The organism is Noviherbaspirillum galbum (genome assembly GCF_010974945.1).
In the GTDB taxonomy this organism is placed as follows: domain Bacteria; phylum Pseudomonadota; class Gammaproteobacteria; order Burkholderiales; family Burkholderiaceae_D; genus Noviherbaspirillum; species Noviherbaspirillum galbum.
The window spans coordinates 1-14,265 of record NZ_JAAIVB010000080.1; the positions used below are offsets into that span (position 1 = coordinate 1).

A 14,265-nucleotide genomic window follows, 5' to 3' on the forward strand; every position below is an offset into this window, starting at 1 on the left:
CGCCGGTGCTCAACGGCATCGTGGCCGGCGACGACATCAGCTACAGCTTCGGCTCGCCGACGTTTGCCAGCGCGAATGCGGGGCTGCGCAGCATCGTCTACAACTATGCCGGCTTCAGCGGTGCGGATGGCGGCAACTACCTGATCTCGGTGTCGGGCAACACGTCGGCCAGCATCACGCCCAAGACCTTGACGGTGAGCGGTGTGACGGCATTGAACAAGGTCTACGACGGCACCACGGCGGCAACGATTACCGGCACGGCGGTGCTGAGCGGCGTGGTCGGGGCCGACAACGTCGTCTTCAATGCGGGCAGCGGCACTGCCTTCGCCGACAAGAATGCGGGCGTGGCAAAGACGGTGACGCTCGGCGGCGCGGGCCTGGGCGGCACAGCCGCCGGCAATTATTCTCTCAGCCTGCCGACGCTGTCGGCCGACATCACGCCGCGCCTCTTGAACACGAGCGTCACCGCCGCGCCGCGCGCGTACGACGGCACGGCATCCGCCTCCGTCGTCATCGCCGACGACAGGATTGCCGGCGACGTATTGACCGTGTCTTCGGTCGCCGCCAACTTCGCGGACAAGAACGCCGGCGCAGGCAAGGCGATCGCCGTCTCGGGCATCGCGCTCGGCGGCGCGGATGCGGGCAACTATAGCGTCAACGCCACCGCCTCGGGCACCGGCACTATCACGCCAAAGGCCTTGAGCCTGGGAACGGTGGCGGTTGCCGACAAGGTCTACGATGGCACCACGGCCGCGACGGTGGTATCCGCCTCGCTTTCCGGCATCGTCGCCGGCGACACGGTGTCCTACGTGCCGGGCGTCGCCAGCTTCGCCGACAAGAACGTCGGCGCGCTCAAGGCCATCAGCTTCGGCGCGGGCGGCCTCGCCGGCAGCGATGCGGCGAACTATACCCTCGGCGGCACGCCATCGGCCAGCGCGAGCATCACGCCCAAGACCCTGACGGTAGGTGGCGTGAATGCGGCCAGCAAGGTGTATGACGGCAACACTTCGGCCATCATCAGCGGCGGATCGCTCACCGGCATCGTCTCCGGCGACTCGGTCAGCTACGTCCCCGGCACCGGCCGCTTCGCCGACAAGAACGCAGGCATCGGAAAGATCGTCGCCATCACCGGCGGCGGGCTGGGCGGCGCCGACGCCGGCAACTATCAGCTCAACGGCACGGCCAGCGCGAGCGCGGACATCACGCCACGGGCCCTGACCCTCGCCAGCCTGGACGTGTCCAGCAAGGTTTACGACGGCACCACCGCCGCAACCATCAACGGCGGCACGCTGTCGGGCATCGTCGCCGGCGACACGGTGAGCTACGTCCCCGGCAAGGGCAGCTTCGCCGACAAGAACGCGGGCACGGGCAAGTCCGTCACCGTGAGCGGCGGGACGCTCGGCGGCACGGACGCCGGCAACTATACCTTCAGCGGCACGCCGCTGGCCCGCGCGGACATCACGCCCAAGCCCCTGTCGCTGGCCGACGTGAGCGCCGCATCGAAGGAATACGACGGCACCACGCTGGCAACCATTACCGGCGGTACGCTCTCCGGCATGATCAGCGGCGACCAGGTGGCCTACGTGCCCGGCACCGGCAGCTTCGTGGACAAGAATGCGGGCACGGCCAAGGTGGTCACCGTCAGCGGCGGCAGCCTCGCGGGCGCCGATGCCGCCAACTATCTCTTCAAGGGCGATACCAACGCCACCGCGGACATCGCGCCCAAGCAGCTCGCCTTGTCTGGCATCACCGCCGCCAGCAAGGTGTATGACGGCACGACGGCCGCCACGATCACGGGAGGCGACCTGGCCGGCGTCATCAGCGGCGATAGCGTGACCTACGTCTCGGGAAGCGGCAAGTTCGCAGACAAGAACGTCGGCGCGGGCAAGACCGTGACGGTGGCGGGAGGCAGCCTCGCGGGCGCCGACGCCGGCAACTATGCGCTCAATGGCAGTTCAAGCGCGACCGCCACGGCGGATATCACCCCGAGGAAGCTGACCGTGTCCGGCATCAGCGCCGCGAACAAGGTGTATGACGGCACCGTCGCCGCCACGGTCACCGGCGGCGCGCTGTCCGGAGCCGTAGATGGCGACAGCGTGGCCTACGTTGGCGGCAAGGGCAGCTTCGCCGACAAGAACGCGGGCACGGGCAAGACCGTTCGCGTGACCGGCGGCAGCCTGTCCGGCGCCGACGCGGGCAACTACCTGCTTGATGGCAACGCGAGCGCCACGGCCGACATCACACCGCTCGCCCTGACCGTCAGCGGGCTGTCGGCGGCCAGCAAGGTCTATGACGGCACCACGGCCGCCACCGTTTCCGGCGGCACGCTCAATGGACTGATCGCGGGCGACCAGGTTGCCTTTGCCCCGGGTGCGGCAAGCTTCGCCGACAAGAACGTCGGCACGGGCAAGGAAGTCAGCGTCAAGGGGGCGTCCCTGACCGGTGCGGACGCGGCAAATTATTCCGTCGGCAAGGCAACCGCCAGGGCCGACATCACGCCCAAGTCCCTGACCCTGAGCGGGATAGCCGCCCAGGACAAGGTCTATGACGGCACGACGTCCGCCACCATCGCCAGCAACGGCACGCTCAATGGCATCATCGCCGGCGACCAGGTCAGCGCGGTGCTGGGCGCGGCCAGCTTCGGCGACAAGAACGCCGGCAATGGCAAGCCGGTGACCATCGCGGGCGCGAGCCTGTCCGGCGGCGATGCCGGCAACTACATCCTTGGCGGCGCCGCCCTCGCGACCACGGCAAGCATCACGCCGCGTCCACTGGCGGTAACGGCGAAGGCGGACAACAAGACTTACGATGGCACCGCCGTGGCCGCGGTTTCGCTGTCCGACAACCGGATCGGCGGCGATTTGCTGTCGACGTCCTTCGGCAGCGCCGCGTTCGCCGACAAGGAAGCGGGCACCGGGAAACCCGTCACGGTGTCAGGCATTAGCCTTTCCGGCCAGGATGCGGCCAACTACACGGCGAACGCGACGGCGACATCCAGCGCCGACATTCTCGCGGCGGCCGCGCCAGCGGTGACGCCGACGGTCGCGACCCTGGTGCCGGCCACCGTGAACGCCGCCGCGTCCATGCCGGTGACCCAGGTTGCCGCGGCCGCGCCGTCGATGGCGTCGCCGCTTGCCATCAAGCCGGCGGCCAGCGCGGGAGATCCCTCCGCCGGAGCGGGAAGCACCGCCCCGGGTGCGTCGAGCGCCTCGTCCAGTTCCAGCAGTGCCGGCAGCAGCAATGCAAGCAGCACCTCGAGTCCGGCGAGCTCTTCCTCGCAGTCCAGTTCCAGCAGTTCAAGCAGCTCCAGCACGTCATCGTCGAGTTCATCGAGTTCATCGAGCTCCTCCACGACCGGATCGGCGAATGCCACGCAGGATGCCGCCCCCGCGAAAGACGGCGCCGGCACCGGCGCCACGGCAGGCAAGGCGGACACCCCGGCCAAGGGCGGCAACGACAGCGCCAAGGGCAGTGACAACGCCAAGGGCGCCAAGGACTCCACCAAGGGCGGCAACGAAAAGGGCTCGGGCAGCGCGAAATCGGAAAAGTCCGACAAGGCCGGCGGCCAGGGTTCGAAGTCGGAGAAGGGCAAGTCGGGCGACGGTTCCGGAAAGCAGGCGAATGCAAAGGGAACGGCGGCCGGCAATGCTGACAAGAACGGCAAGCCGAAGCAGGGCGCAACGGCCACGGCGGCAGCGGGTGGCGCGGCCAGGCCGGTAGCGGGCGCCGCCAACGCCGCCGCAGCGGCTGGGAATGCCGCCGCGCAGCAGGGCGGCGCGATCGCGAACCGCCTCGCAGGCATGGCACCGAACGGCATGTCACCGAACGGCGCGTTGCCGCCGAAATCCGTGCCGCTGGCCGACAAGACCCACCTGACCGCATTTAAGGGATCGAATCCCTATTCCTGCCTGAACGCCGATCTGTCGGCATGCGCCGGGCCGGCAAAGTCCGGGGCAACGCAGCCTGCCGCGGCCGCTGCCGCCGCGGCAGCGCCCGAGTCGCAGCGTTCCGCCCAGGCCGCGGCCTACGACGTCATGAAGCAGTCCTTCGATTCCGTTCCCTCGCGCCACAATTCCGGCGTGTCGCACGCCGGCAAGACCAAGGCACAGATCGAGATCCACCAGACGACCGAAGACGTCAACATGATCAACACCATCCTGCTGTTCCTTTAATGTTCAATCCCGCTGAAACGAGCCGCTGCCATGCTTAACTTCTTTCATTCGCTGACGACGATACAGATCGGCGCATTGCTCCTGACCATGGGCCTGACCATGTCCACCATCGCGCCGCTGGTCGCGCGCCGCTATTTCCACTGGGCGCCGAGCGAGCCGCTGGCGAAGGGCGCGGAGGAATCCTTCAAGGTGATGATTTCCCTGTCACTGCTGCTGCTGGCGTTCTGCATGGTGCGCAGCCAGGGCGATCATCGCAGCGTGGAAGACTTGGTATCGCGGGAAGCCACGGTGATCATCAAGCTCGACCGCGCCTTCGCCGCGTTCGGCGGCAGCAACGGCACGCGCATGCAGGGCGTGCTGATGAATTACGCCGATGCGGTGGTGAAGAAGGAATGGCCGCTGCTGGAATCGGGCGGACGCAGCGACGCGGTGACGACTGCGCTGAACGAACTCAACCTGGGCACCAAGACGCTCGATCCCGAGTCGGCGCAGCAGCAGATCGCGCGCGCAGAAATCCTGGCCGCCTTCACCCAGCTCAGCGACCTGCGCGAAGCGCGCCTGTCCGCGAGCCGCCTCAAGCTTCCCGATTACCTGTGGCATGCCATCCTGACGAGCATTACCTGCGCGCTCGTGCTCGGCTGGCTGCAGACGCCAACGAGCAAGATGGTGCCTTATGTCGGCGGCGTGTCGCTGGCGCTGTCGCTGCTGATGACGGTGCTGATTTCCACCGCGGGCATTTTCGAGGGTGAAAACGCGGTGACGCCCGAGCCGATCGAGAAAGCCATCTCCATGCTCGGCAAGACCCTGGTCGCCGAGGGACCCCAGACCGAAGGACCGAAGAAATGAAACACGCAGCACTCCTCCTCATCGCATGCGCCGCGTTTTGCGGCTCGGCCGGCGCCGAAGAAGAGGGAACCAAGATCGACTACAAGCTCACCGGATCGTACTACCACGCGAGCAACGGCAACGATGCCGAGGACATCAACCTGCGCGCCACCGTCGGCGATTCGAACTACTGGATCGGCCACTATCGCGAAAAGGATGGATTCGCTCAGTCGCGCCTCGGCATGGATACCCGCTTCGACCTGCATGAACTGCTGCGCGCATCAATCTCGCCCGAAATCGGCACGCTCGGCTACAAGTCGCTTAACCTCGGCGCGGAAGTCGGCGGCGAGACCTACGCCATCCTGGGCATTGGCCGCACCAACCTGCGACCTTGCTTCAACCTGAATTTCGATCCGTGCGATGCCATCACGGTCGGAGTGGGCACCCGCGCCATCAAGAATATGGATATCAACCTGTTTGCGGTGATCGATGACCGCCTGGACACCCAGCAGCGCGTGACCCACCTGAACTGGCGCTACCGCATCGCCAAGGGCCAGCGCCTGACGATCGGACTGGTCTACAAGAGCGGCTTCACGGATGAAAACGTCTACATCCATGGCCGCGGCCTGATGCTTGGATACGATTACAACGATTTCTTCTTCCGTATCAGCCGCGACGAGTATGCCGGCTTCAGCAACGTGCACCTGACGCGCTTTGCCGGCGGCATGCGCTTCTGAGCTGGGATGGTAGGGGCGCTGGATGCTTCGGCGCCTATCTCGCGTTACGCTGAGATGCTGAATCCACTGTCATCCAGTGAACTGCATCATTCTCCTGGTGAACGTCGCTTGAATCTGCCGATGATTGATCGCTTGGCTGCTGATTTTTCAATGCCTGCTTGATGGCACCTCCGGCGTACGCCAGGTATGCTTTATGAATCAGCATGTGGAATCGGGTTTTCATCACCGGTCGGAATTGTTCCGCATGCTCGGCCGGTGCCGGCAGCTTCTTGAGGTCGATGCGGTCGCACTTGCTCTTGAATTCCGCGAGCGCGGGCATGATCAGATCGTTTGAGATATGGCTGTTGATGACCTTATGCATCGCAGCCCTGTGTTCGGCTCCTTCTGAACCGCCAAAGACTTTATCGTTGGGAGCGATAATTTCGAAATACTTGTCGAACTTATCGCGTGACATATTTTTCATCATCAGCCGGAGTTCGAGCTCGTAATCCTTCTGCACGAGCTTACGTACGCCCTGGTCAACCGCTATCTTAACAAGGTGATTTTCGACTTCTTTCGTTATCCCATTTCCGTTGCTCAAGGCTTTCTTGTAGTTGTCTTCCAGATTTTTTCGTATCTTCGCAAATACCTTGCCGTAAGTCGCTACGAATTTTGCATATAGTTCGGGTTGCAACGTCTTATCCGGTACGTCAATGTGTATGTGTAAGTTTTTGCAATGCTTGAGGATTTCAAGTCGGGCGGTGCTGGCGAGGGTATTTACCTTGTCCTTTATTTTCTGACGCTCCATTGCCTCTGCTTTTTGCTGAGTGGCCTTGGAAATGGTGAAGCCTTTGCCCGGCATGATGGTTGCCTTTTTAGAGGGCTCAGATTTGCCGGCATCACCCCTCGGTATGTCTGCGGGTCCTGAAAAGATATTCTGACCGTCCCCGGGTGACTTCGTCTTGAATGAAGGCAGGTTCTTTAAAGGTTGCTCTTCGGCTTTTGTAAGAAGGGGAGCCGGAGCGGCGTTTCCGTTTACGATGGGGAGCTTCATGACATACCTCGGTAGGGGTTCGGGGAAAGGGCCAGGGTGCAGGCACCCATGGTCACATCCCCGCACGGTACGAAACCGCGCCCGAAAAACCGAGAGGTATTATTAAGCCTTAATCATTGCGCAAAGCCCCGCCAGCACGGCATCACACCCGCAGCCACGCGCCCTTGTACACGATGGGCCCGCCCGGCGCCTCCGGATTGCCCGAGCCGCCTTTCTTCTCCAGCGTGATCGCCAGCACCGGAGCATTGTCGGGATTGGCGTTTTCCGGCAGGGGCAGGGTAACGACGCCGTTGGCGGCAACCAGGCCTAGCGAGCGTACCGTGCCATCCTTGCGAACGGCCCACAGTTCGAGGCTCTTGTCGTCCGCGACGGTTTGCGGCGTCACCACTTTCACCGTCATCACGCGCCGCTTGTCGTCGCCTGTAATCAGCATGACGGTCTGAGACTTGTCGTCCGCCAGCGTGGCGACATAGGCCGGTGCCGACACGCCGGGTTCGGGCAGGCGAGTCAGCAGCACGGTGAGGAGGATGGTGGCTGCCGCGGTGGAAACCATGCCGAGGCCGCGCCAGAAGCCGAGGTCTTCGCGCAGGCCGAGCCAGAAGGACCGGCGCGCCGGTCGCGCCTGGGCGGCGGGCGCGATGCGGCGCTCGATGGCGGCCCAGACCTGGGGCGAAGGCTGCGCCGCCGGCGCGAATTCGGCCATCGGATGCAGGCGGTCCTGCCATTCGGCGACCGAGCGCTTGAGTACCGCGTCATCCCGCAGCCAGCGCTCGAAGCGCCGCCGCGCGCCGCCGCGCAGCGTGCCGAGCACATATTCGCCGGCGAGCTGTTCGCGCAGCCCGTCGTTCTCGCGGAGTTGCCGGAGGTTCATGCGCCTCCCATCCCGCCGGGAAGGGCATCGAGCTTGGCGAGGCAATTGCGCAGCTTCTCGAGGCTGCGCCGGATCCAGGTCTTGACGGTGCCGATCGGCAGCTTCATCTGCTCGGCGACCTCGCTGTGCGAGAGGTCATGGAAGAACGCCATCGCCACCGCTTGGCGGTGCTGGCCGTCGAGACGCGACATGCACCCGGCCAATGCCTTCGCATCGCCGCTGAGCTGCAGCGCGTCGAGCGGCGTCGGATCGGGGCTTTCGAGTGCGGTCATGACGTCCTTGTCGAAGGTATCGGCGTCGAGTTCGAGGGTGTCGTCCTGGCGGCGCAGCAGGTCGAAGGCCTTGTTGCGCACGATGGTAGTCATCCAGGTCATGGGGGCGGCGAGGCTGGACTGGTAGCTTGCGGCGTTATTCCAGATGTTGACGAAACTTTCCTGCAAGACTTCCTCCGCGAGTTCGCGCTTGATCAGTATACGCAGCGCGAAGGCAAACAGTTTCGCCGAGGTAGCGTCGTAGAGTTGCCGGAAGGCGGCCGTGTCCTGGCGCGCCGTTGCTGCCAGCCAGTGTCGCAGTTGCGCTTGGTATTGTTCGTCGGTCGCCACGTGGAGACGCTCCCTTACCGTAAATCAACGGAATTGCCGAATTTATTCGGTGCATTTCAAGCTGCCCGAATTATAAGTCAGCCAGGCACTTTTCAAAGGAAGGTTTTTGACGATCTGTCAAGGACGGGCAGGGCGCAGCGCCCAAGGACGAGATTTGCGAAACGACCCGGGAAACAACACAATCGGCATGGCACGCATTTCACAAGGCGATATATTGCACCGCATGATAGAAAAAGCACGGTCATGCTCTAAAATGGGATTTTCTACGAATCCGACGAAGATGACCGATTCCGTCCGTGTCGACAAGTGGCTTTGGGCCGCACGTTTTTTCAAGACCCGCACCATGGCGACCGACGCCGTGGATAGCGGCAAGGTCAGGCTCAATGGGGAGCGCATCAAGCCGGCGCGCGGCGTGAAGGCGGGCGACCGGCTGGACATCGACAACGGGTCCACCGAATGGGAAGTGATCGTCGCCGACGTGGCCGAGAAGCGCGGTTCCGCCACCGTCGCCCAGACCCTTTACCAGGAAACCGAAGAGAGCGTCGCGCGGCGCGAGACGACGGCAGAGCAACGAAAATATTTCCGCGAGCCGAGTGCGATGCTGAAGGGACGGCCAACCAAGCGAGACCGGCGATTGATCGACAAGACCGGTTCCTGACCCGCCAAGCCATTTACCCTCCCGACAGCGCGACACATGATTTTTCTCATTAGTACTGTCTGGAAGCACTAGAAAGAGGACTCTAAGTTCTCGTTTGACATTTAAACTGCCGTGGATAATAGTACGAGCGTTCGCTTCAGTGTCCTCGTACGATCACCGACGATTCAACAGAAGGACATATCGTGGCTACCAACATGACCGACTCGACTACCAAATTCATGCGCAAGGGTGAAATGACGCGCGCCGCGATCCTCGACGTCGCGCTCGATCTCGCCAGCCGCGACGGGCTGGAAGGGCTCACCATCGGTCTGCTCGCAGACAAGATGAACATGAGCAAATCCGGCGTGTTCGCGCACTTCGGTTCGCGCGAGGATCTGCAGATCGAAGTCGTGAAGTTGTACCACCATCATTTCGAACAAGAGGTGTTCTACCCCAGCATGAAGGATCCGCGCGGCCTGCTTCGTTTGCAGGCGATGTTCGCGCGCTGGGTGAAGCGCGTGTCGGTGGAAATCGCATCGGGCTGCATCTACATCAGCGGCGCGGTCGAGTATGACGACAGGCCGGGCGCCATCCGCGAAGAACTCGCCGGCATGGTGCGCACCTGGAAGAATGCGCTGCGCCGCTGCGTGGTCCAGTGCATCGACATGGGCCACCTCGCCATGGATACCGATCCCGACCAGCTGGTGTTCGAAATGTACGGATTGATCCTCGCCCTGCATCACGACGCACGATTCCTGAAGCTCCCCGGCAGCGTGAACCGCGCCGAGGTCGGGTTTGAACGCCTCATCAAGAGTTACCAGCCGCAGGCCGATGCCGAACACGGCGCCGCCGCCGAGGCTGGCAAGACGAATCCCAAATCCGCTGTAAAGAAGACAGCGTCATCCGTTTAGCCGTCAGGAGAAATCATCATGGGCCAATACATCGCTCCCCTTCGCGACATGCAGTTCGTCCTGCATGAAATGCTCAATGTGGAAGAGGAGTTCAAGCAGCTTCCCGCGCACGCCGAGATCGACAAGGACACCGCCAACCAGATCCTGGACGAGGGCAGCAAGTTTGCTTCCGAGGTATTGTTCCCGCTGAACCGCGTGGGCGACCACGAAGGCTGCCGCCTCGACAAGGAAACCCGCAAGGTGCAGACGCCCACGGGCTTCAAGGAAGCCTACCAGCAGTACGTCGATGCCGGCTGGCCGTCGCTGTCCTGCGATCCCGAATTCGGCGGCCAGGGCCTGCCCATCGTGATCAACAACGCCTTCTACGAGATGCTGAACTCGGCAAACCAGGCGTGGACCATGTATCCCGGCCTGTCGCACGGCGCCTACGAGGCGATCCATGCGCACGGCACGCCGGAGCAGAAGGCGCTGTACCTGCCCAAGCTGGTGTCCGGCGAATGGACCGGCACCATGTGCCTGACCGAGCCGCATTGCGGCACCGATCTCGGCCTGCTGCGCACCAAGGCCGAGCCGCAGGCCGACGGTTCCTTCCGCATCACCGGCGGCAAGATCTTCATCTCCGCCGGCGAGCATGAAATGTCGAAGAACATCGTGCACCTCGTGCTGGCCCGCCTGCCGGACGCTCCCGCGGGCACCAAGGGCATCTCGCTGTTCATCGTGCCGAAGTATGTTCCCGGCGCCAACGGCGAGCCGGGCGAGCGCAACCCGATCTTCTGCGGCGCGCTCGAGGAAAAGATGGGCATCCACGGCAATTCCACCTGCCAGATGAACCTCGACGGCGCCACCGGCTGGCTGATCGGCGAGCCGAACAAGGGCCTCAACGCGATGTTCGTCATGATGAACGCGGCCCGCCTCGGCGTCGGCATGCAGTCCCTCGGCCTGACCGAAGTGGCCTACCAGAACGCAGTGACCTACGCCAAGGACCGCCTGCAGATGCGCAGCCTGTCCGGCCCAAAGGCGCCCGAAAAGGCGGCCGACCCGATCATCGTGCACCCCGACGTGCGCCGCATGCTGCTGACCGCCCGCGCCTACGCCGAAGGCGGCCGCGCCTTCAGCGCCTACATCGCGCTGCAGATCGACCGCGAACTCAACCATCCCGATGAAGAAGTGCGCAAGGAAGCCGCCGACGAAGTCGCGCTGCTCACGCCCATCATCAAGGCCTTCCTCACCGACAACGGCTGGATCGCCACCTCCGAGTGCATGCAGGTGTACGGCGGCCACGGTTTCATCTCCGAGTGGGGCATGGAACAGTACGTGCGCGACGCCCGCATCAACATGATCTACGAAGGCACCAACACCATCCAGTCGCTCGACCTGCTCGGCCGCAAGATCCTGATGGACAACGGCGCCAAGCTGCGCAAGTTCGGCGAGAAGGTCAAGGCCTTCGTCGAAGAGAACGGCACCGACGAAGCCATGTCCGAGTTCATCACGCCGCTGGGCGACATCGGCGACAAGGTCGGCAAGCTGACCATGGAAATCGGCATGAAGGCCTTCCAGAACCAGGATGAAGTCGGCGCCGCCGCCGTGCCCTACCTGCGCGTGGCCGGCCACATGGTCTTCGCCTACTTCTTCGCCCGCATGGCCAAGATCGCGCTCGAGAAGCAGGACTCCGGCGACAGCTTCTACAAGGCCAAGCTCGCCACGGCGCGCTTCTACTTCCAGCGCCTGCTGCCCGAGACCGCGATGCTGATCCGCCAGGCGCGTTCCGGTTCCGCCAACCTGATGGCGCTGGAAGCCGACCTTTTCTAAGCGAAGCCACCACCTGAGAAGCGAAGCTTCACTACAACTCCCTCCCTTTCAAGGGGAGGGTCGGGGTGGGGATGGGTTTCGGCAGCAAGCAAAGAACAGCCTTGACATCGCCAGCGAACAAAGAACAGCATTAACTCCGCCAGCGAACCAAAGGCTGTTCTTGGTAGCGCGAAAGAACCCCATCCCCACCCCAGCCCTCCCCTTGAAAGGGAGGGAGCCCGAGACAGACTCCCACACAAGGATCATCCCATGTCCAACTTCATCGTCAAGAAAGTCGCCGTCCTCGGCGCCGGCGTGATGGGCGCGCAGATCGCCGCGCACTGCGTCAACGCCAAGGTTCCCGTCGTGCTGTTCGACCTGCCGGCCAAGGAAGGCCCGAAGAACGGCATCGTGCTGCGCGCCATCGAGAACCTGAAGAAGCTCAGCCCCGCGCCGCTGGGCAACAAGGATGACGCCGCGCTCATCCAGGTGGCCAACTACGAAGACAATCTCGACGTGCTCAAGGGCTGCGACCTGATCATCGAAGCCATCGCCGAGCGCATGGACTGGAAGCATGACCTGTACAAGAAGGTCGCCCCGCACATCGCCCCCAATGCGATCTTTGCCTCCAATACCTCCGGCCTGTCGATCACCGCGCTGTCCGACGGCTTCGAAGCCGACCTGAAGGCGCGCTTCTGCGGCGTGCACTTCTTCAACCCGCCGCGCTACATGCACCTGGTCGAGTTGATCCCGACCGTGTCCACCCGCCCGGACATCCTCGACCAGCTCGAAGGCTTCCTGACCACGACGCTTGGCAAGGGCGTGGTGCGCGCGAAGGACACCCCCAACTTTATCGCCAACCGCGTCGGCATCTTCAGCATGATGGCGACGATGTACGAAGCCCAGAAGTTCGGCCTGCCGGTGGACGTGGTCGATGACCTCACCGGCACCAAGCTTGGCCGCGCCAAGTCCGCCACCTTCCGCACCGCGGACGTGGTCGGCCTGGACACCATGGGCCACGTGATGAAGACCATGCAGGACAACCTGAAGGACGATCCCTTCTACCCGGTCTACAAGACGCCCGAGCTGCTCGAGAAGCTGGTGTCCGCCGGCGCGCTCGGCCAGAAGACCGGCGCCGGCTTCTTCAAGAAGGTCGGCAAGGAAATCCAGCGCTTCGACGCGGCGACCGGCGGCTACGTGGCGTCCACCGGCAAGGCCGATGACATCGTCGTGCGCATGCTGAAGGAAAAAGACCCGGTCAAGAAGATGAAGACCCTGCGCGAGTCGACCAACCCGCAGGCGCAGTTCCTGTGGTCCATCTTCCGCGACACTTTCCACTACATCGCCGTGCATCTCGAATCCATCGCCGACAATGCGCGCGACGTGGACTTCGCCATGCGCTGGGGCTTCGGCCAGAAGAACGGCCCCTTCGAGTCCTGGCAGGCCGCCGGCTGGCAGCAGGTCGCCGCCTGGGTGCAGGAAGACATCGATGCCGGCCGTGCGATCTGCAACGCGCCGATGCCGAAGTGGGTGTTCGACGGCCGCACCGGCGTGCATGCGCCGGAAGGCTCCTGGTCTCCCGCGAAGAACGCCTACGTGCCGCGTTCCGACCTGCCGGTCTACCAGCGGCAGGCCTTCCGCGCCGGTATCCTGGGCGACACGACGCCGGACGGCACGAAGGCCGGTACCACGGTGTTCGAGGATGAATCGGTTCGCATCTGGCACCAGAACGACGACGTGCTGATCCTCTCGCTCAAGACCAAGATGCACGTCATCGGCCAGGGTGTGATCAACGGCCTCGCCAGGGCGGTCGCCGAGGCGGAAGCGAACTTCAAGGGCCTGGTGATCTGGAGCGCGGACGCGGCCGACGGCGGCGCCTTCTCCGCCGGCGCCGACCTGCAGTCCATGCTGCCGGTCTTCATGTCGGGCGGCATCAAGGCCATCGAGCCCGAGGTTGCCAAGCTGCAGCAGGCGCACCAGGCGCTCAAGTATGCCAACGTGCCGGTCGTTGCCGCGGTCGCGGGCCTTGCGCTCGGCGGCGGCGCGGAACTTGCGATGCATGCCTCCAAGCGCGTCGTTGCGCTCGAGTCCTACATCGGCCTCGTCGAAGTGGGCGTGGGCCTGGTGCCGGCGGGCGGCGGACTGAAGGAAATCGCGGTGCGCGCCGCGGCCGATGCCAAGGGCAACGACATCCTGCAGTTCCTGAAGAGCACATTCACCAACGCGGCCACCGCCAACGTGTCCAAGTCCGCGCTCGAGGCGCAGAAGATGGGCTACCTGGCGCAGGACGACGTGATCGTCTTCAATCCGTATGAGCTGCTGCACGTGGCCAAGGTGGAAGCGCGCGCGATGTTCGACCGCGGCTACCGCCCGGCGCTGCAGCGGCTGGTGCCGGTCGTCGGCCGCACCGGCATGGCTACCATCATGGCGCAGCTGGTCAACATGCGCGACGGCGGCTTCATCTCCGCGCACGACTACAAGCTCGGCAGCATGATCGCCGAGATCGTCTGCGGCGGCGACATCGAGCCCGGCAGCCTGGTGAGCGAGCAATGGCTGCTCGACCTGGAGCGCAAGGCGTTCATGGAACTGCTGACCAACCCGAAGACGCAGGAACGCATCATGGGCATGATGCAGACCGGCAAACCCGTCCGCAACTAAACACCGGTTCCCTCCCATGAAAGGGAGGCAG

Annotated in this window: 10 protein-coding genes; 7 read left to right on the forward strand and 3 right to left on the reverse strand. The window is 63.8% G+C overall.

The genetic code is table 11. The features are described 5' to 3' along the window. The 3 genes from G3574_RS25720 to G3574_RS25730 form a co-directional block, all read left to right on the forward strand. The coding region (locus G3574_RS25720) for a beta strand repeat-containing protein (protein WP_235953624.1) at positions 1–4,172 on the forward strand (4,172 nt) is incomplete at its 5' end. Between the two features lie 30 nt (positions 4,173–4,202). Continuing rightward, positions 4,203–5,018 (forward strand): bestrophin-like domain, encoded by an 816-nt coding sequence (locus tag G3574_RS25725; RefSeq protein WP_163968426.1) that lies wholly within the window; start codon positions 4,203–4,205, stop codon positions 5,016–5,018. Beyond that, the gene (locus G3574_RS25730; RefSeq protein ID WP_163968427.1) at positions 5,015–5,734 is read left to right on the forward strand and encodes a hypothetical protein; all 720 of its coding nucleotides are present in this window, start codon (positions 5,015–5,017) and stop codon (positions 5,732–5,734) included. Before G3574_RS25725 ends, G3574_RS25730 begins: the two co-directional genes overlap by 4 nt. A 34-nt stretch (positions 5,735–5,768) precedes the next feature. Here G3574_RS25730 and G3574_RS25735 read toward each other — a convergent pair whose 3' ends face one another. From G3574_RS25735 to G3574_RS25745, 3 genes are all read right to left on the reverse strand, one after another. Further along, a complete protein-coding gene (locus G3574_RS25735) occupies positions 5,769–6,767 on the reverse strand; it encodes a hypothetical protein (protein WP_163968428.1) in 999 nt (332 codons plus the stop codon). A gap of 142 nt (positions 6,768–6,909) precedes the next feature. Beyond that, complete coding sequence (locus G3574_RS25740) at positions 6,910–7,638, reverse strand: anti-sigma factor (RefSeq protein WP_163968429.1); 729 nt, start codon at positions 7,636–7,638, stop codon at positions 6,910–6,912. Further along, on the reverse strand, positions 7,635–8,240 hold the full coding sequence (locus tag G3574_RS25745; protein WP_328804859.1) for an RNA polymerase sigma factor: 606 nt from the start codon (positions 8,238–8,240) through the stop codon (positions 7,635–7,637). The genes G3574_RS25740 and G3574_RS25745 overlap by 4 nt, the downstream gene beginning before the upstream one ends. 280 nt (positions 8,241–8,520) lie before the next feature. Between G3574_RS25745 and G3574_RS25750 the strand changes: the two genes are divergently transcribed. From G3574_RS25750 to G3574_RS25765, 4 genes are all read left to right on the forward strand, one after another. After that, a complete protein-coding gene (locus G3574_RS25750) occupies positions 8,521–8,898 on the forward strand; it encodes an RNA-binding S4 domain-containing protein (protein ID WP_163968430.1) in 378 nt (125 codons plus the stop codon). A 218-nt stretch (positions 8,899–9,116) separates the two neighbouring features. Continuing rightward, positions 9,117–9,788, forward strand: coding sequence for a TetR/AcrR family transcriptional regulator (locus tag G3574_RS25755; RefSeq protein WP_163968495.1), 672 nt, complete (start codon positions 9,117–9,119; stop codon positions 9,786–9,788). Between the two features lie 18 nt (positions 9,789–9,806). After that, a complete protein-coding gene (locus G3574_RS25760; protein ID WP_163968431.1) occupies positions 9,807–11,597 on the forward strand; it encodes an acyl-CoA dehydrogenase C-terminal domain-containing protein in 1,791 nt (596 codons plus the stop codon). Positions 11,598–11,846: 249 nt separating this feature from the next. Beyond that, the gene (locus G3574_RS25765) at positions 11,847–14,234 is read left to right on the forward strand and encodes a 3-hydroxyacyl-CoA dehydrogenase/enoyl-CoA hydratase family protein (RefSeq protein ID WP_163968432.1); all 2,388 of its coding nucleotides are present in this window, start codon (positions 11,847–11,849) and stop codon (positions 14,232–14,234) included. Positions 14,235–14,265: the final 31 nt, after the last annotated feature.

Bases quoted from the DNA above. Each gene is read 5' to 3' on its own strand.
- G3574_RS25765 (WP_163968432.1), top strand. From the start codon at position 11,847: ATGTCCAACTTCATCGTCAAGAAAGTCGCCGTCCTCGGCGCCGGCGTG.
- G3574_RS25760 (WP_163968431.1), top strand. From the start codon at position 9,807: ATGGGCCAATACATCGCTCCCCTTCGCGACATGCAGTTCGTCCTGCAT.
- G3574_RS25730 (WP_163968427.1), top strand. From the start codon at position 5,015: ATGAAACACGCAGCACTCCTCCTCATCGCATGCGCCGCGTTTTGCGGC.
- G3574_RS25725 (WP_163968426.1), top strand. From the start codon at position 4,203: ATGCTTAACTTCTTTCATTCGCTGACGACGATACAGATCGGCGCATTG.
- G3574_RS25755 (WP_163968495.1), top strand. From the start codon at position 9,117: ATGCGCAAGGGTGAAATGACGCGCGCCGCGATCCTCGACGTCGCGCTC.
- G3574_RS25750 (WP_163968430.1), top strand. From the start codon at position 8,521: ATGACCGATTCCGTCCGTGTCGACAAGTGGCTTTGGGCCGCACGTTTT.
- G3574_RS25740 (WP_163968429.1), bottom strand. From the start codon at position 7,638: ATGAACCTCCGGCAACTCCGCGAGAACGACGGGCTGCGCGAACAGCTC.
- G3574_RS25735 (WP_163968428.1), bottom strand. From the start codon at position 6,767: ATGAAGCTCCCCATCGTAAACGGAAACGCCGCTCCGGCTCCCCTTCTT.